The organism is Pseudomonas sp. GW822-FHT06B12, assembly GCF_058799675.1.
In genome coordinates this window covers 420,031-437,145 of the sequence record NZ_JBXALR010000006.1, presented here as the reverse complement: position 1 = coordinate 437,145, position 17,115 = coordinate 420,031, and the positions used below count along the sequence as shown (strand labels likewise).

Annotated in this window: 15 protein-coding genes; 10 read left to right on the top strand and 5 right to left on the bottom strand. The window is 60.7% G+C overall.

The annotated features are described in order from the left end of the window. Window positions 1-151: 151 nt before the first annotated feature. The 7 genes from AC1RKH_RS16580 (at window position 152) to AC1RKH_RS16550 (ending at window position 7,755) form a co-directional block, all read left to right on the top strand. Complete coding sequence (locus tag AC1RKH_RS16580) at window positions 152-877, top strand: RDD family protein (protein WP_493063998.1); 726 nt, start codon at window positions 152-154, stop codon at window positions 875-877. Further along, entirely contained in the window at window positions 874-1,854 is a 981-nt protein-coding gene (locus AC1RKH_RS16575) for a stage II sporulation protein M (protein WP_493063999.1), read from the top strand. Before AC1RKH_RS16580 ends, AC1RKH_RS16575 begins: the two co-directional genes overlap by 4 nt. Beyond that, window positions 1,841-3,379 carry a DUF4129 domain-containing protein gene (locus tag AC1RKH_RS16570; RefSeq protein ID WP_493064000.1) on the top strand — a complete coding sequence of 513 codons (1,539 nt, stop codon included), beginning with the start codon at window positions 1,841-1,843 and terminating at the stop codon, window positions 3,377-3,379. The genes AC1RKH_RS16575 and AC1RKH_RS16570 overlap by 14 nt, the downstream gene beginning before the upstream one ends. Continuing rightward, on the top strand, window positions 3,376-4,536 hold the full coding sequence (locus AC1RKH_RS16565; protein ID WP_493064001.1) for a DUF4350 domain-containing protein: 1,161 nt from the start codon (window positions 3,376-3,378) through the stop codon (window positions 4,534-4,536). Before AC1RKH_RS16570 ends, AC1RKH_RS16565 begins: the two co-directional genes overlap by 4 nt. Further along, window positions 4,533-5,534 (top strand): AAA family ATPase, encoded by a 1,002-nt coding sequence (locus AC1RKH_RS16560; protein WP_123425262.1) that lies wholly within the window; start codon window positions 4,533-4,535, stop codon window positions 5,532-5,534. Before AC1RKH_RS16565 ends, AC1RKH_RS16560 begins: the two co-directional genes overlap by 4 nt. Window positions 5,535-5,709: 175 nt before the next feature. Further along, a complete protein-coding gene (locus AC1RKH_RS16555) occupies window positions 5,710-7,041 on the top strand; it encodes a DUF58 domain-containing protein (RefSeq protein WP_493064002.1) in 1,332 nt (443 codons plus the stop codon). Window positions 7,042-7,383: 342 nt separating this feature from the next. Next, complete coding sequence (locus tag AC1RKH_RS16550) at window positions 7,384-7,755, top strand: DUF6124 family protein (protein ID WP_493064003.1); 372 nt, start codon at window positions 7,384-7,386, stop codon at window positions 7,753-7,755. A 131-nt stretch (window positions 7,756-7,886) separates the two neighbouring features. On the opposite strand, the gene AC1RKH_RS16545 is transcribed toward AC1RKH_RS16550, so the two are convergent. Continuing rightward, window positions 7,887-8,246 carry a PilZ domain-containing protein gene (locus AC1RKH_RS16545; RefSeq protein WP_493064060.1) on the bottom strand — a complete coding sequence of 120 codons (360 nt, stop codon included), beginning with the start codon at window positions 8,244-8,246 and terminating at the stop codon, window positions 7,887-7,889. Between the two features lie 407 nt (window positions 8,247-8,653). After that, complete coding sequence (locus AC1RKH_RS16540; RefSeq protein ID WP_493064004.1) at window positions 8,654-9,028, bottom strand: tetratricopeptide repeat protein; 375 nt, start codon at window positions 9,026-9,028, stop codon at window positions 8,654-8,656. A 177-nt stretch (window positions 9,029-9,205) separates the two neighbouring features. Between AC1RKH_RS16540 and pyk the strand changes: the two genes are divergently transcribed. After that, window positions 9,206-10,657 carry a pyruvate kinase gene (gene pyk, locus AC1RKH_RS16535; RefSeq protein WP_493064005.1) on the top strand — a complete coding sequence of 484 codons (1,452 nt, stop codon included), beginning with the start codon at window positions 9,206-9,208 and terminating at the stop codon, window positions 10,655-10,657. Between the two features lie 253 nt (window positions 10,658-10,910). Next, complete coding sequence (locus AC1RKH_RS16530) at window positions 10,911-12,215, top strand: NHL repeat-containing protein (RefSeq protein WP_493064006.1); 1,305 nt, start codon at window positions 10,911-10,913, stop codon at window positions 12,213-12,215. A gap of 44 nt (window positions 12,216-12,259) precedes the next feature. Here the strand turns inward: AC1RKH_RS16530 and AC1RKH_RS16525 are convergent, their stop codons facing one another. The 3 genes from AC1RKH_RS16525 to AC1RKH_RS16515 are packed head-to-tail and all read right to left on the bottom strand — an operon-like array spanning window position 12,260 to window position 15,069. Next, window positions 12,260-13,006, bottom strand: a complete 747-nt coding sequence (locus AC1RKH_RS16525; protein WP_493064007.1) for an enoyl-CoA hydratase-related protein — start codon at window positions 13,004-13,006, stop codon at window positions 12,260-12,262. A 28-nt stretch (window positions 13,007-13,034) separates the two neighbouring features. After that, window positions 13,035-13,970, bottom strand: coding sequence for an iron-sulfur-binding ferredoxin reductase (locus AC1RKH_RS16520; protein WP_123425247.1), 936 nt, complete (start codon window positions 13,968-13,970; stop codon window positions 13,035-13,037). Beyond that, complete coding sequence (locus AC1RKH_RS16515; protein WP_493064008.1) at window positions 13,963-15,069, bottom strand: GGDEF domain-containing protein; 1,107 nt, start codon at window positions 15,067-15,069, stop codon at window positions 13,963-13,965. Before AC1RKH_RS16515 ends, AC1RKH_RS16520 begins: the two co-directional genes overlap by 8 nt. Window positions 15,070-15,460: 391 nt before the next feature. Here AC1RKH_RS16515 and AC1RKH_RS16510 point away from each other — a divergent pair, with 391 nt between their 5' ends. Beyond that, window positions 15,461-16,984: a fumarate hydratase gene (locus tag AC1RKH_RS16510; RefSeq protein ID WP_008156025.1), complete on the top strand. Its 1,524-nt coding sequence runs from the start codon at window positions 15,461-15,463 to the stop codon at window positions 16,982-16,984. The last annotated feature ends 131 nt before the right edge of the window (window positions 16,985-17,115 follow it).

Genomic DNA, 17,115 nt, shown 5'->3' with positions numbered 1-17,115 from the left:
GGGCGAAGTCTAGGCGCTCAAGCGCGGCGCCGACCAGCAATCTTGCTATTCAAGCATTTCTCGTTGATACCTTGTCATACATAGTTATGTCGTTTGCTCTACGAAGGCTGCTAGCATCGAAACCGTATTGAATCCGACCATCAGGTTGCTCATGCGCAAGACTTCAGCACTGCCAAGGAAAGCAACGCTGCCCCCGCCACTGGACACGCGGTATCAGGTTGAAACGCCGGAAGGCATCGATCTGCCTCTGCGACCTGCCGGGTTGATGCCCCGTGTACTGGCATTTACCGTCGACCTTGGGGTACGCGGGCTGGTGCTGGGTCTGCTGTTCATTGCCCTGGCCTTTCTGGGGAAACTCGGCGTCGGGTTGGGCTCGGTGCTGCTGTTTCTGGTCAGTTGGTGGTACATGGTGCTGTTCGAAGTCCTCAACCAGGGCTGCTCGCCCGGTAAACAGCTGATGGGGTTGCGCGTCGTGCATGACGATGGAACGCCCATTGGCTGGTCGGCCTCACTGATCCGCAATCTGTTGCGGTTCGTCGACATGCTGCCGTTTGGCTACGCCCTCGGTGCCATCAGTTGCCTGCAGCATCCGACTTTCAAACGGCTGGGCGATATTGCCGCCGGCACGCTGGTGATCTACCGCGAGCAACCGGTCACCCGACCACAGATACCGCTGGCCCTGGCGCTGCCCCCGTCTTTTGCGCTGACCCTCAATGAGCAACGCGCGGTGCTGGGTTTCGCCGAGCGTCAGGCGGAGCTTTCCAGCGAGCGGGTCAATGAGCTGGCCGCCATCCTGGCCGAGCCGCTCCACGTTGCACCGTCCCACGCGGTCGCCGAACTCAATGGCATCGCTCGCGGTCTGCTGGGGCCGACATGAAACAGAGCCTTTTCGAAAGTCGCCATCAACCTGAGTGGGATCGATTTGCCCAACGGCTCGATCTGCTCGAGCGCGGTAAAGCCGACGCCAATGGCTTCACCTCGTTCCCCAAGGATTATCGACGGCTATGCCAGCACCTCGCACTGGCCCAGGAGCGCGGCTACAGCAGCTTTCTGATCGACCCCTTGCAACAGCTGGTACTGCGTGGACACCAACAACTTTATCGGTATCGCAGCCGGGTCGGCGCCCAGCTGCTGGCCTTTGTCCTTGCCGACTTCCCTCGACTGGTCCGAGCGCAATGGCCCTTTGTACTGGTCGCCAGCCTGCTGTTTTTCGGCTCGCTGATCGGCATCGGTCTGCTGGTGTACCGGTTCCCCGAGCTGGTCTACAGCCTGATCCCGGTCGAACAGGTTGCCGAGATGCAAAGCATGTACGACCCGATGGCCGGTCACCTGGGGCGCGCGGCGGAACGTGCCGCCAGTGATGACTGGGTGATGTTCGGTTACTACATCATGCACAACATCGGCATCGCCTTTCAGACCTTCGCCAGCGGTTTGCTGTTTGGCCTGGGCAGCGTGTTTTTCCTGTTCTTCAACGGCTTGATGATCGGTGCGGTTGCTGGCCATCTGACGCACATCGGCTACGGGGAAAACTTCTGGTCATTCGTCGTCGGCCACGGCGCCTTCGAACTCAGCGCCATCGCCCTGGCCGGTGCGGCAGGCCTGCAACTGGGCTGGGCGCTGATCGCTCCCGGCCGTTTGCCACGCGGTGAAGCGCTGCGTTTGGCGGCGCGCAAAAGCGTATCGATGATCTGCGGCGTCATGCTGTTTCTGCTGATTGCCGCGTTCATCGAAGCCTACTGGTCATCCCGTACCGGACCTGCGCCGCTGATCAAATACCTGGTGGGCGTGGTCCTTTGGCTGGTGGTGGCGATTTACCTGATATTTGCCGGACGCACACGCCATGCGCCTGACTGACGCCAGCGTGGTCATTCGCCCTCGTACCACTTGGGAAGCCATGGACCTCGGCGTTCTGCTGAGCCAGCAACATCGCCGCCTGTTGATGACCAGTTGGGCCATCGTCACGCTGCCGGTTTTTGCCCTGCTGAGCCTGTTGCTGTGGGACTCGCCCACGATGGCCGTGCTGCTGTTCTGGTGGTTGAAACCGGCCTTCGAACGACTACCGCTGTACATCCTCTCCAGCGCCCTGTTCGGCGAAACCCCGACCTTGAAGCAGGCGCTGCGCCAATGGCCACGCCTGCTCAAACCACAGTTACTGGCCAGCCTGACCTGGCGCCGCCTTGGCCTGAGCCGCAGCTTCATCATGCCGGTCGTACAACTTGAAGGGCTCAGCGGCCTGGAACGCCAGCAGCGCCTGGCCGTGCTGCAACAACGCGATGCTGGCGCCGCACGCTGGATGACGCTGATCGGCGCTCATCTGGAAGCTGCCTTGTGGATCGGTCTGATGGTGCTGTTCTATCTATTGCTGCCCGCGCAAATCGAACTGGACTGGGACTGGCAAACGCTGATCGCCGCCACCGAGCAAGACTGGCTCTGGCTGGACCACCTGATCAATGCGCTTTACGCGTTGATCCTGATCGTCTGGGAACCGATCTATGTCGCCTGCGGTTTCAGCTTGTACCTGAACCGTCGCACCCGGCTCGAAGCCTGGGATATCGAACTGGTGTTCCGCCGCCTGCGCCAACGCCTGAGCAGCGTCGCGGCCAGCCTGCTGATGGTCGGGTTGCTGTGGCTACCCGCAGCTCAGCCACTCTGGGCCGCCGAACCCGTCGACGCCCCGGACAGCCCGCGCCTGCTCCAGCAACCGCTGACCAGCCAGGCCGCCAGCAACAGCATCAAAGCCATACTCGACGCGCCACCGTTCAAGAATCCGCAGACCGTCACCCACTATCGCTTCGGTGAAGAACAGCCCGATCAACCCGCCAACGCTGAAACACCGGGTTGGCTCAAAGCGTTTTTCGCACTGTTCGACAGTCAGCGTTTCGCCAATCTGGCGCAAGTCATCGAGGTGCTGCTGTGGGCGAGCGTCATCGGCGCCATCGCGCTGCTGATCTGGCGCTACCGCGACTGGCTACAGACCTTTGTCAGTCGCCAGCCAAAACCGCGCACTAGGCCCGCCCACCCGACGCCGCCGCAATTGTTTGGCCTTGATCTCAACCGCGAAACCCTGCCAGACGATATCGCCGCCAGTGTTGAAAACCTTTGGCTGACCCAGCCTCGTGAAGCCCTCGGGTTGCTCTATCGAGCACTGCTCAGCCGTTTGCTGCACGATTTCGATCTGCCACTCAAAGCCGCCGACACCGAGGGCCAGGTGCTGGAACGTGTCCAGCAGTTGCAACAACCGGCCCTGCAAGCCTTCAGCAACACATTGACCGTGCACTGGCAGAACATGGCCTACGGGCATCGCCTGCCACCAGTGCACCTGCAACAGGAACTGTGTAATGAGTGGCGAGCGTTGTTCGGCCCGGGAGCCACGCGTTGAACCGGCGAATGCTGACCCTCGGCCTGCTGATCGCCGGGCTGCTCGGTGCATTGGGCGTTTATCTGTACCAGCAGGCCACTCCCTACCAGGAAGTCATCGACCACGGCCCTTCCCCCGAAGCCCGAGCCAACCCATATCTGGCGGCCGAACACTTCTTGCGTAAACAAGGGCTGACGGTGACTCACGCCAACAGCCTGGACATTTTGCCGCTGCTGGAACCGCGTCAGCACAGCCTGTTACTGCTCGGCGATCGCGCCAACATGACCCCGCGCCAGGCCGATCAAGTGCTGAACTGGACCCGCGCCGGTGGACGTTTGCTGTTCGTGGCCGAAGCCTTGTGGGATGAAAAAACCGGTAAAAGTGGCGACTTGCTGCTCGACCAGGTGCAACTGCATCAATCCATGAGCAAAGACCTTGGCAACCCACCGCCCGATGCCGAAGCAGATCCTTACCCGAACCTGACCAAACTCTATCTCGAAGACGAAGACGCCCCGGCCTATGCCAGCTTCGACCCGCAGTTTCATCTCGACGACCCGAAAAACCTCGCCCAGTCCTGGGCCAACAGCGCCTTGACCACCCACATGATGCAACTCAGCTACGGCCTGGGCTCCATCACGGTGGTCACCGACGCCGAACTGTGGAAAACCCCGAACATCGGTCAATACGACAACGCCTGGCTGCTCTGGTATCTGTATTCGGACACGGGCGTGACCCTGCTCTTCAATATTGATCACGACAACGTGCTGACCTTGCTGCTGCGTTATTTCCCTCAGGCACTGGTGGCGCTCGCCGCGTTGACGGGCCTGTGGATCTGGCATGTCGGGTTACGCCAGGGACCCTTGCAGGCACCGACACCCAAAAACCGCCGGCAACTTCAGGAGCACTTGCGCGCCAGCGCTGACTTCATGTTGCGGCGCGGCGGCCAGGACAATCTGCTGCTTGGCCTGCAACACGACGTGTTGCGCCGGGCCCGACATCGTCACCCGGGCTTCGAACAACTCGGCGTTGCCGAACAATGGCAGGTGCTCGCACGCCTGACCGGTCAACCGACCCGCGCCATCAGCCAGGCACTCAGCCCACGGTCCAGACAGCGGCTCTCCAGCGCCGACTTCAGCCGTCAGGTCGCCCACCTGCAAACTCTCAGGAATGCCTTATGAATGAACCTATCGAGCCCGTCGGCCAGACCCACGCCGCCCAACAGCGCCAGCGCGCCAGCCAACTCGCGCAAGCCGTGCGCCTTGAGTTGCAAAAGGCTGTCATCGGCCAGGACACGGTGATCGACGATGTGCTCACCGCGCTGATTGCCGGCGGCCATGTGCTGCTCGAGGGCGTTCCGGGGCTGGGCAAAACCTTGCTGGTACGAGCGCTTGCTCGTTGCTTCGGTGGCGAGTTCGCGCGGATTCAATTCACCCCGGACCTGATGCCCAGCGACGTCACCGGGCATGCGGTGTACGACCTGCAAACCGAGCAGTTCAAATTGCGCAAGGGCCCGCTGTTCACCAACCTGCTGCTGGCTGACGAAATCAACCGCGCACCGGCGAAAACCCAAGCGGCACTGCTCGAAGCCATGCAGGAGCGCCAGGTCACTCTCGAAGGCCGCGCCCTGCCCATCGCGCAACCTTTCATGGTGCTGGCGACGCAAAACCCGATCGAACAGGAAGGCACTTACCCCCTGCCCGAAGCGGAGCTCGACCGTTTCATGCTCAAGGTGCGCATGGACTACCCCGACGCCGATCAGGAGCTGAACATGGTCCGTCAGGTCAGCCGCTCGACCCGCGCCGACATGCTCGACGTGCAACCGCTGCGTACCGTCCTGCAAGCCAAGGATGTACTGGCCTTGCAACGGATCGCCAGCGACCTGCCGCTGGACGAACAGGTGCTGGACTACGCGGTACGCCTGGCGCGCACCACTCGCAGCTGGCCCGGCCTGACCCTTGGCGCCGGCCCACGGGCCAGCATCGCGCTGGTGCGGGTAGCCCGGGCACGGGCGTTGCTGCGCGGTGGCGAGTTCGTGATTCCGGACGACATCAAAGGCTGCGCGCTGGCCGTGCTGCGCCATCGCGTGCGAATCGCCCCGGAGCTGGACATCGAAGGGCTGGAGGTCGATCAAGTGCTCAAGCAACTGCTCGATCAGGTTCCGGCGCCGAGGATATGAGGGATAGCCGTTTGGCTCGGGTTCAGTGGGACGCCGGGAAAGATCGCAGCCTGCGGCAGCTCCTACGGGATCGCGCAGGCCACCGTAATACGGTCGGCGTAGGAGCAGCCGCAGGCTGCGATCCTTTGATCTTCCGTGTGCATGATCCCTTCAACGAGTCACAGGGTTGCGAAAGATGAAACCCACCCGCCTCTTGCTGATCTGGCTCGCCGCCCTGCTCGGCCTGAGTATCGTGCTCGGCACACTCCGGGCGCTGGGCGTCAGCGTTGCGCCGAGCCTGCTGTCGATCAACTGGGGTTTGCTGTTGGCGTTGTTACTGCTGGCGCTGCTCGATGCCGTTCGGCTGATGCGCCTGCCTTCGCCCAGGGTGCAACGCCAGATGCCCGGCAGTCTTGCGCTTGGGCGCTGGGGTGAAGTCTATGTGGAGATTGCGCACGACTATTCGCAGCCACTGAAGGTGCAACTGTTCGACCACGTCCCCGACGGTCTGAGCTTCGAACACCTGCCGCAATCGGTCGAACTGCAACCCGGCCAACACAGCCAGCTCAGCTACCGCCTGCACCCTCTGCGGCGCGGCCATTTCGGCTTCGAGTGCTGCGAAATCAACCTGCCCAGCCCATTCGGTTTATGGTCCGCCCGACGCTACCTGAACGTCAGCGACAGCACCCGCGTCTACCCGGATTTCGCCCGTCTGTATGGCGCGCAGTTACTGGCCGTCGACAACTGGCTCAGCCAGCTCGGCGTCCGCCAGCGCCAGCGTCGCGGGTTGGGTCTGGAGTTTCATCAGTTGCGTGAGTTTCGCGAAGGCGACAGCCTGCGGCAGATCGACTGGAAAGCCACCGCCCGCCAGCGCACTCCAATTGCCCGGGAGTACCAGGACGAGCGCGACCAGCAAATCATCTTCCTGCTCGACTGCGGCCGCCGGATGCGCAGCCAGGACGGTGAACTGGCGCATTTCGACCATGCGCTCAATGCCTGCCTGCTGCTCAGCTACGTGGCGTTACGTCAGGGCGATGCGGTGGGCCTCTGCACCTTCGCCGGCGATCGACAACGCTACCTCGCCCCGGTCAAAGGCAGCGGCCAGCTCAACGTGTTGCTCAATGCCGTTTATGACCTTGACAGCAGCCAGCGCCCCGCCGACTACCAGGCCGCCGCCAGCCAGTTACTCGCCCGGCAAAAACGTCGGGCGCTGGTGGTACTGGTGACCAACCTGCGCGATGAAGACGATGAAGAATTGCTCAGCGCCGTCAAACGCATTGGTAAACAACACCGGGTGCTGGTGGCGAGCTTGCGCGAAGAGGTGCTCGACACGGTGCGGCAAATGCCGGTGCACACCCTCGACGAAGCCCTCGCCTATTGCGGCACGGTGGACTACTTGAACGCCAGGGCCGAACGCCATGAGCGCTTGAGTGCTCATGGCGTGCCGGTGCTGGATGTGCGGCCTCGTGAACTGGGCGCTGAACTGGTGACGCAGTATTTGAGCTGGAAGAAAGCCGGGGTGCTCTAAAGATCTCACCACAACCACATGACCGGCCTGAGGCTACAAATCCTTGCGCCGCAGCCTACAGATCCGCCAGAATCCGCCGGCTTGTGCGCCTTGTCCGCCACGGCTAACGTGAGTCCTGTCGCTGCCCATCAGCGATCGGGTTTAGTCGCCCGTGGTTGTAAGTAAGGTGCACAGGCATCATCCCGTCAGGTATTCCCATCCCTGCACGTTATGGTGGCTGTGCGCAGGGCGCCCTCGGGCGCGCCGGCTTCTTACTTCCCCGGTCGACTAACCTGCGTACAGCCGCCACCCCATTCGTTTAGTCGCGAATCGGTGGCAGCCCCATTAAAAGGAAGTAATAAAATGTTCAAAGCCACACCGAATCCCCCCGAAACAGACCCCGTTTCCCCCTACGCCTCCCTCGACTCGAAAGAGCTCCACGCCGCCGCGCACCGTGCGCTCGATCATTACCTGGTACTGCCTGAAACCAAACAATTGCTGGCCGACCGACGTCCCAGCTGCATTTTCGTCATCGCCCCCGACGTCGACAGCGAAACCCTGCTGGCCCATGCCAGCGAAACCCTCGCCTCGGCCAACGTCATGGCCAGCGATCTGGCATTCGACCTCGACGGTCCCAAGCGCAATACCGCACTGGCGATTCAACAGATGATTTCTCTGGCCGAGTTGGCGGTGAATCGCGCACTGGATCACCTCGATCCACCTGAAACCGCGTAGGAGCTGGCGCAGCCTGCGATCTTTTGCCAGTGCCGGGAATGCCGAAAATCAAGATCAAATGATCGCAGCCTATACCGTGTAGGAGCTGCCGAAGGCTGCGATCTTTTGATCTTCCGATTTGCAGATAAGGCTTAAACCGAAGCCGGCAGCGGATAAAAGCTGAAGTACTGTCGCAAGGCGCTCACCAGTTGCCCATATTCGGGCGGTGCGCGTTGCACCTCGAAACCGGCGTCGTAATGCTGGGGGGTGGCGTCTTCATGGCACCACAGGCAACAGGCGCGCAGGTCGATCACCTGCAAAATGCCCTCGCTGGCGGGAATTTTCAGGCGCAGCTCAAACGCTGCGCCGACCATCATCGGCAATGGGCAGATGAGCATCAGACCATCTTCGGAGAGACTGCCGATAAAGCCGACGGGTTTGTCGGTGACGCTGTTGAACACTCTCAGAAAATACGGCAGTTGATGCCGCTCGATCCGGCGGTCGGTGAACATGCTGAGTATCGCCATGGAAAGGCCCTTAAGCAGAGCCGCACTACTACTTCGCAACGGACCTGTGGCAGGTGCGCTGTCCCCGATCCTGGTGCGAACGTCACTGTGGCACGCTCGCTTTACCGCTGCCGTTCACGGGTGTTACCGCGTTTAGGTTGAACATTCTAAAACGCGCTAATCGAAGATTAGCTCAAGGCTGGCGCGCGCACACTAATGCCCGTCAGTTAAGGAAATACACTCCGTAAAACGAAGCAAATCCAGAGTGGGAGCGAGCCTGCTCGCGATGACGGTTTTACATTCGGCATCAATGGTTACTGTCACACCGCTATCGCGAGCAGGCTCGCTCCCACATTCGATTTTTGCCTTGTGTTCGCTTAACTGACTGGCATCAGGCACTTACCCGGCCTTTGTTACAAAGGCGCGGGCATGCTTTTGGCGCTGCTGCGCGGCGGGTACCAGCCCAGCGATTGCAAGGTTTCCAGGCGCGCTCGGGCACGGTAGGCGTATTCGTTGTCCGGGTACTGGGCGATGATGAACTGGTAGGTCTGGGCCGCATCCACGTAGAGCTTCTGGCGTTCCAGGCACTGGCCGCGCAGCATCGACACTTCCGGCTGTATATAGCGCCGCGCCCGGCTGGCGCGGTCGACCTGGGACAATTCGAGCATCGCGTCCTCGCAGTTGCCACGGTCATAGGCGCGGTAGGCGTTGTTCAAATGATGGTCCATAGACCAACGGGTGCAGCCCACGGCACTGAGGGCAAGGGCGGCAATGAGCACGAATCGCATGGGGGTTCTCCTGTCTTGAGCTCTGTATCGACCCGTTGGTGGAAATCTTCAGGATTGTTCGTTTAAAGAAACAAGCGAATAACGAAAACAAACGAATAATAAGTAGTGCAAACGAACAATGACTACAACCGCAGACCATAGTAGCCTCACTCAGCGCTTGAACTCAGGAGTCTCTGCATGACCGTCCGTCGTACCAAAATCGTCGCTACCCTTGGCCCGGCCAGTAACTCGCCGGAAGTTCTCGAACAGCTGATTCTGGCTGGCCTGGACGTCGCCCGCTTGAACTTCTCCCACGGCACCCCGGACGAGCACAAAGCTCGCGCCAAGCTGGTGCGCGACCTCGCCGCCAAGCACGGCCGCTTCGTTGCCCTGCTGGGTGACCTGCAAGGCCCGAAAATCCGTATCGCCAAGTTCGCCAACAAGCGCATCGAGCTGAAGATCGGTGATCAATTCACCTTCTCCACCAGCCATCCGCTGACCGAAGGCAACCAGCAAGTGGTCGGCATCGACTACCCGGACCTGGTCAAGGATTGCGGCGTGGGCGACGAGCTGCTGCTCGACGACGGCCGCGTGGTGATGCGCGTCGATACCGCCACCGCCACCGAACTGCATTGCACCGTGACCATCGGCGGCCCGCTGTCGGACCATAAAGGCATCAACCGTCGCGGTGGCGGCCTGACCGCCCCGGCCCTGACTGAAAAAGACAAGGCTGACATCAAGCTCGCCGCGGAAATGGAAGTCGACTACCTCGCGGTGTCCTTCCCGCGTGACGCCGCCGACATGGAATACGCCCGCAAACTGCGTGACGAGGCCGGCGGTACTGCCTGGTTGGTGGCGAAGATCGAACGCGCCGAAGCCGTGGCCGACGACGAAACCCTCGACGGTCTGATCAAGGCTTCCGACGCGGTGATGGTCGCCCGTGGTGACCTCGGTGTGGAAATCGGCGACGCCGAGCTGGTGGGGATTCAGAAGAAGATCATCCTGCACGCACGCCGCCACAACAAAGCGGTGATCGTCGCGACCCAGATGATGGAGTCGATGATCCAGAACCCGATGCCAACCCGCGCTGAAGTGTCCGACGTGGCCAACGCCGTGCTCGACTACACCGACGCCGTGATGCTCTCGGCAGAAAGCGCCGCCGGCCAGTACCCGCTCGAAGCGGTCGAGGCCATGGCGCGGATTTGCATCGGCGCTGAAAAGCACCCGACCAGCAAAACCTCCAGCCACCGCATCGGTAAAGTGTTCGAAAGCTGCGACCAGAGCATCGCGCTGGCCGCCATGTACACCGCCAACCACTTCCCGGGTGTGAAGGCGATCATCGCCCTGACCGAAAGTGGCTACACGCCGTTGATCATGTCGCGCATTCGTTCTTCGGTGCCGATCTACGCGTTCTCCCCGCACCGCGAAACCCAGGCCCGCGCGGCCATGTTCCGTGGCGTCTACACCGTACCGTTCGACCCGGCATCGTTGCCGCCCGAGCAAGTCAGCCAGGCCGCGATCGACGAGTTGCTCAAACTCGGCGTGGTCGAGAAAGGCGACTGGGTCATCCTGACCAAGGGCGACAGCTACCACACCATCGGTGGCACCAACGGCATGAAGATCCTGCACGTTGGCGACAAGATGGTCTGAGTTTCAGATCGCTGAAACGCAAAAGCCCCGCAGTTAACGCTGCGGGGCTTTTTTCGTTTCAAACCAGTCAGATAGGTGATTTCACCGGTTCTCACCTGTCAGATATGACAGTAGACAGTTCTTCTGCCCTGCCCCTTTAATCGATCTCGACCTTCTGCTATCGCTGTTATCAAGGCTTTCTCACGCTTGGCTGTTACGGCCTGTCATTGGCAGCTCTCGACGGATAACTCACTCCAATTAAAGGAATAGAACGATGAGCCAATACACAGCACTGACCGCTCGCGCCGCTGGTGACCTTGATCCCGCATTCGGCGAGAAGCACGATGGCAAAGTGGTTTTAAGATACTCCTCCAGCAACTATGCAACAGGCCGCTGCATAGCCGAAGGCCCTGACGGTAAAATTTACGTCGGCGGGAGCGCCGATCCCGAGCGGGAACAAAAAAATAAGTTCATCCTGTCCCGACTGCTGAAAGACGGCACCCTTGATCCTGCATTCGGCAATAACGGGCAAGTGTTCATCCCCTTTGCGCCCGAACAAAATGCTGCCTTGCGTCAGATTCATTTTTTGCATCACAACGGTGAAGAAAAAGTCCTGTTGTCCGGGATTGATTTGATAAAAGGCGAAAACGTGCTGGCTCGTCTGCACAACGATGGACGCCTGGATCAGAGCTTCGGGATCGGTGGAAAATTGACGATCAAACTACCCACCCACGTTGCCAGCAGTCTCGAGCAGGACGCTGCGATCATGCACGCCAGTCATGACGCGCAAACACAGGGACATTGCACCGTACATGCACAGGGCAAGATCTATGTCGTGACACAGGTGCGTTCGCCGGTATGGATTGCCTCGGTAGCGATCTTGAGCCGCCTGCACCCCGATGGCTCTTTTGATACCAGCTTCAACAAGAGCGGCTATGTAGCCGTTACCAATCAATATTGGGGCAACAGCACCATCAACGATGTTCTGGTGCAGAACGGAAAAATCACCGTGTGCGGAACACTGAAGGGTGATGGCATGGTCACTCGCCTCAATGAGGATGGCAGCTTCGACACCTCTTTTGGTAAAGACGGCTTCGCGATCACGGAACATAGTTTCGAGTTCATGGCGTTGTCTACTCTTCCCGAAGGGCAAGTGATTGTCGCGGGTTGGAGCCACTCTCATACACCTCGTCGTGGCGTGCTGGCCTGCTTTGCAAATGATGGCCAACCAGACCCTGGGTTCAATGACGGGAAGATCCTGATTCAAGCCTTTGAAGAAGAGAGCGGTCTGATGTTTTTCGGTGTCGGCGTATCAGAAGGGAAAATCATCGCCTCGGGCAGATGGCTGCCAAAAACCGGCAAGGCCGGTTTTGGCGTCGCGCGCTACCTGAGTGACGGAACACTGGATCTGGATTTCGGACACGGTGCCGGTTGGGTCCACATCACTTTTGAAGATGCATATCCCATCGCAAATGCCATGACCCTTCAAAGCGACGGGAAGATCCTGGTCGTAGGTGATTCAGCTCCGTTCAGCACCGCCGCCGTCGTTGCCCGCTTCTTGAATGCCGCGCAGGGATAGGCGCCCCTCAAAGGCAACCCTCCGCCTGCCGAAGGGTTGCCTTGCTACCGACGGACAAATGCCGACAACGCCGCAATCGCTTCCGGCGAGTGCAGCCGCTGGATAAACAGGTTGCCCTCCTCCTCGATCACTTTGCGCAGCTGTTCACGGTCAGGAGTTTTCATCAGCTGTTTGCTGATGCGTACCGCTTCCGGCGCCAGTGTTTCGAAACGCAGCGCTATCTCTCGCGCCTTGGCCAACGCGGCCTCGCCAGTGGGCAGCGCGGCGGTGGCGATGCCCCAGGCGGCGGCCTGTTCACCGTTGAAGCCCTCGCCCAGCAGCAACAATTCGGCGGCTTTGGCCTGCCCCAGCAAGCGCGGCAGGATCAGGCTCGAACCAAACTCCGGGCACAGCCCGAGGTTGACGAACGGCATGCGCAACTTCGCGTCCGCGCTGATGTACACCAGATCGCAATGCAGCAGCAGGGTCGTGCCGATGCCCACAGCAGCGCCGGCCACGCCGGCGATCACCGGTTTGCGGCATTCCAGCAGGCTGCGCATGAACTGGAACACTGGACTTGCGAGATCACTCGGCGGCTCTTCGAGAAAATCGGCGATGTCGTTGCCGGCGGTAAAGCATTCGCTACTGCCGGTGATCAGGATGGCGTTGATCTCGGGGTCAGCGTCGGCCTGTTGCAGGGCGTCCGCCAACTGGCTGTACATGGCGCGGGTCAGGGCGTTTTTCTTGTCCGGGCGGTTCAGGCGCAAGGTCAGCAGCCCGCGCTCACGCTCCAGCAGGATGGCGTTCGTCATGGTGAGTCTCGTGAAAGTGATTTCGCGTTCAACCGCGAGGCACGAATACATCGGCCAACAGTTGATTGCGCGGCAGCCCCGCCAGATACAGGCGTCGGGCAAAGGCGTCGACACTGTCGGGGTGCCCGCAGAGTAAAGCCAGGGTTTGCCGGGAAACAAGGCGCAATTGCGCCAAAGCGGCTGTCAGCTCTGCCGCCGTCAGTAACTCGATACTCAGGTTGGGACGGTTCGCCGCCAGCGCCGCCAAGGGTTTGGCCAGGTAATGCTCGCTGGCATCATGGGCCAGGTGAATGACGCGGATCTCACCCTGATGATCCTGACGTAGTGCTTCACGCAACACGCCGAACAATGGCCCCAACCCGGTGCCAGCCGCCAGCAGCCACAGCGGCCGGGTTTGCCAATCGGGGTCGTAATGCAATGCGCCGCCACGCAATTCGCCCAGACGGATCGGGTCGCCGATGTTCAACTGGCGCGCCGCATCGCTGAATTCACCCGGCAAGCGGCAGTCGAGGTGAAACTCCAGAAAACGATCTTCCTGCGGCAGGCTGGCCAGTGAATACGGCCGCGCCACGTTGCCGGCCCACAGCACCAGATGCTGACCGGCCTGATAACGCAAGGGGCGCTCAGGCCGCAAACGCAGGCGCAACACACTGGGACTCAACCAATCGGCAGCCTCGACAGTGGCCGGTAAACCGTCACGCAGTGGATCGAACACCGCCACTTGCAGGTCGTCGACGACTTCACACTGACAGGCCAGGCGCCAACCTTGTTGACGCTGCTCGGCGCTCAGCGCATCGGGACGCCGGTCGCTGACCTCGCCTTTAAGGCAATGCACCAGGCACGCATGGCAACTGCCGGCCCGACAGCTGTAAGGCACGTGCATACCGTTCTGGTTCAAGGCATCGAGCAGGTTGCTGCCCTCCGCCACCGACCACTGACGATCGCCAACACGTAATTCAGGCATCGGCGTTTTCCCAGGCCGCGGCGCAGCGATTGCGACCGTCACGCTTGGCGCGGTAAAGCGCCTGATCGGCACGCTGCAAGGCGTCATCCAGATTGTCACCCGGTTCCAGCAAGGTCATACCGGCGGACAAACTCAGGTCGCGCACATTCAGGCCGATCAACTCGACTTCGGTAAAGGCAATGCGCAGCCGCTCGCAACAGGAGGTCAGGCGCTCGGGATCGCAATCGGGTAGCAACAACACAAATTCCTCGCCGCCGTAGCGCGCCAGTACATCGTCTTCGCGCAGGCAGGCCGTGGCGACGGCGGCGAACGCTTGCAAAACCTGGTCGCCGGCTGCGTGGCCATGCCGATCATTGATGCGTTTGAAATGGTCGAGGTCAACCAGCGCCAGGCCATGCACCACGCCCTCTTCCATGCTGTGCAGTTCGCGTGAGGCCAGGCGTAGAAAATGCCGGCGGTTGAACAGCCCGGTGAGTTCGTCGGTGGCCACCAGGTCTTCAAGCTGGCGCATCATCCCGCGCAACGTTACCTGGTGCGCCTGCAAGGCAAACCGTCGCTGGCGCATGCGTTGCCGCGAGGTCTGAACGTAGTTGGCATACAGCGCCAGCCAGACCAGCACGATGAACAACACGCAGACTTGCAGCGCCGCCAGCGCCGGATCAGCCAGTTCGAAGTGATAGCCTTCCCAGAGGTTGAGGCTCGCAAAGCTGATAAAAACCAATACCGCACATCGGACAAAGGCCCGGCGCGGTAGATGGAACAGGCCGAATAACAGAATCAACAGGTAAAACACCAGAAAGGCGCCACGGGCCGAGTCCAGGTGAGCGATCAGCCAGGTCTGCCAGCCAAGCCCCAGGAGTACCTGAACTTCAGTCAGGCTGGGGTCGGCAAAGCGCAGATTGCGCCCGGTGAAAAACACCGCGAACAACACCGACTGGCTGAGCATCACCAGCACTGTACCGATCAGCGCGCCGCGCACCGGCCCTTGATAATGTCCACTGAGTATCGCCAGCCACAGCAGCAATAACGCCAGCGCATAGGTGCCCGCCGCCAGAATAAAGCGCTTGAGCAACAGACTCTGGAGAGCGTTATGGGCCAATCGTTGACTCACCGTACAGAGGGGGCTGACAAGAGTGTCCTGCCCTGAAATTCCAGATGTAACTTTAGTGTTGCACCTCAAGAATGACCATTCAATTTTTGGGCAATAGATCGTACACCAGCGCCCCGTAGGAGCTGCCGAAGGCTGCGATCTTTTCGTTCGCCGCGCGAGAAGCAAGTGACGCAAGTGACGCAAGTGTGGCAAGAGAGATAGACGACCTTCGTTTGATCGCCAACGGATGTGCCGCAACCCGAGGCGCGTTATACTGCCGCGCCTTTTTAGCGTCGCGCCAGCAACCCCGGCGTGCCTTGAAAGGTGTTTGCAGCCGACCGATGCACCCCAACTGCAAGCACCTTATTGAATGTTCCCGTCTTTTAGAGGAGCGCGACTCATGACCGTGATCAAGCAAGACGACCTGATTCAGAGCGTTGCCGACGCCCTGCAGTTCATTTCCTATTACCACCCCGTGGATTTCATCCAGGCGATGCACGAGGCCTACCTGCGTGAAGAGTCGCCGGCAGCCCGCGACTCGATGGCGCAGATCCTGATCAACTCGCGCATGTGCGCCACCGGCCACCGTCCGATCTGCCAGGACACCGGCATCGTCACCGTGTTCGTCCGCGTGGGCATGGACGTGCGCTGGGATGGCGCGACCATGGGCCTGGACGACATGATCAACGAAGGCGTGCGTCGCGCCTACAACCTGCCGGAAAACGTCCTGCGGGCTTCGATCCTCGCCGACCCGGCGGGCGCTCGCAAGAACACCAAGGACAACACCCCGGCGGTGATCCACTATTCGATCGTTCCGGGTAACACCGTGGAAGTCGACGTGGCAGCCAAGGGCGGCGGCTCCGAGAACAAGTCGAAAATGGCCATGCTCAACCCGTCCGACTCGATCGTTGACTGGGTGCTGAAAACCGTTCCGGAAATGGGCGCTGGCTGGTGCCCACCGGGCATGCTCGGCATCGGCATCGGCGGCACCGCCGAGAAAGCCGCGGTGATGGCCAAGGAAGTGTTGATGGAATCCATCGACATCCACGAGCTGAAAAAGCGCGGCCCGTCCAACCGTATCGAAGAGATGCGCCTGGAGCTGTTCGAGAAGGTCAACCAACTGGGCATCGGCGCCCAGGGCCTGGGTGGCCTGACCACCGTGCTCGACGTGAAGATCATGGATTACCCGACCCACGCCGCTTCGTTGCCGGTGTGCATGATCCCTAACTGCGCCGCCACCCGTCACGCGCACTTCGTGCTCGACGGTTCCGGCCCGGCGTCGCTGGAAGCGCCACCGCTGGACGCCTACCCGGAAATCGTCTGGGAAGCCGGCCCATCGGCTCGCCGTGTCAACCTCGACACCCTGACGCCTGAAGACGTGCAGAGCTGGAAGCCGGGCGAAACCGTCCTGCTGAACGGCAAGATGCTCACCGGTCGCGACGCCGCGCACAAGCGCATGGTCGAGATGCTGAACAAGGGTGAAACCCTGCCGGTGGACCTCAAGGGTCGCTTCATCTACTACGTCGGCCCGGTTGATCCGGTGCGCGAAGAAGTGGTTGGCCCGGCTGGCCCGACCACCGCGACGCGGATGGACAAGTTCACTCGCCAGATCCTCGAGCAAACCGGCCTGTTGGGCATGATCGGTAAATCCGAACGCGGCCCGACCGCGATCGAAGCGATCAAGGACCACAAGGCGGTTTACCTGATGGCAGTGGGTGGCGCGGCTTACCTGGTGGCGCAAGCGATCAAGAAGTCCCGCGTGGTGGCTTTCGCCGAACTGGGCATGGAAGCGATCTACGAGTTCGACGTCAAAGACATGCCAGTGACCGTTGCGGTCGACAGCAAGGGCGAGTCGGTACACATCACCGGCCCGGCCATCTGGCAGAAGAAAATCAGTGAAAGCCTGGCGGTAGAAGTGCAGTAAGCCTTTAACCGCTAGAAAAACAAAGCCGCACTGTTTGCAAAAACAGCGCGGCTTTTTTGTTATCCATGTCGAGCTAGCCGACGGTGTCTTTGGTCAAGTCCTCCTGCACCGCTGCATGCTATGGTGCCCGC

Bases quoted from the DNA above. Each gene is read 5' to 3' on its own strand.
- AC1RKH_RS16545 (WP_493064060.1), bottom strand. From the start codon at position 8,246: ATGTTCACCGACCGCCGGATCGAGCGGCATCAACTGCCGTATTTTCTG.
- AC1RKH_RS16575 (WP_493063999.1), top strand. From the start codon at position 874: ATGAAACAGAGCCTTTTCGAAAGTCGCCATCAACCTGAGTGGGATCGA.
- AC1RKH_RS16540 (WP_493064004.1), bottom strand. From the start codon at position 9,028: ATGCGATTCGTGCTCATTGCCGCCCTTGCCCTCAGTGCCGTGGGCTGC.
- AC1RKH_RS16555 (WP_493064002.1), top strand. From the start codon at position 5,710: ATGAAACCCACCCGCCTCTTGCTGATCTGGCTCGCCGCCCTGCTCGGC.
- AC1RKH_RS16560 (WP_123425262.1), top strand. From the start codon at position 4,533: ATGAATGAACCTATCGAGCCCGTCGGCCAGACCCACGCCGCCCAACAG.
- AC1RKH_RS16550 (WP_493064003.1), top strand. From the start codon at position 7,384: ATGTTCAAAGCCACACCGAATCCCCCCGAAACAGACCCCGTTTCCCCC.
- AC1RKH_RS16520 (WP_123425247.1), bottom strand. From the start codon at position 13,970: ATGCCTGAATTACGTGTTGGCGATCGTCAGTGGTCGGTGGCGGAGGGC.
- pyk (WP_493064005.1), top strand. From the start codon at position 9,206: ATGACCGTCCGTCGTACCAAAATCGTCGCTACCCTTGGCCCGGCCAGT.
- AC1RKH_RS16570 (WP_493064000.1), top strand. From the start codon at position 1,841: ATGCGCCTGACTGACGCCAGCGTGGTCATTCGCCCTCGTACCACTTGG.
- AC1RKH_RS16530 (WP_493064006.1), top strand. From the start codon at position 10,911: ATGAGCCAATACACAGCACTGACCGCTCGCGCCGCTGGTGACCTTGAT.
- AC1RKH_RS16510 (WP_008156025.1), top strand. From the start codon at position 15,461: ATGACCGTGATCAAGCAAGACGACCTGATTCAGAGCGTTGCCGACGCC.
- AC1RKH_RS16580 (WP_493063998.1), top strand. From the start codon at position 152: ATGCGCAAGACTTCAGCACTGCCAAGGAAAGCAACGCTGCCCCCGCCA.
- AC1RKH_RS16525 (WP_493064007.1), bottom strand. From the start codon at position 13,006: ATGACGAACGCCATCCTGCTGGAGCGTGAGCGCGGGCTGCTGACCTTG.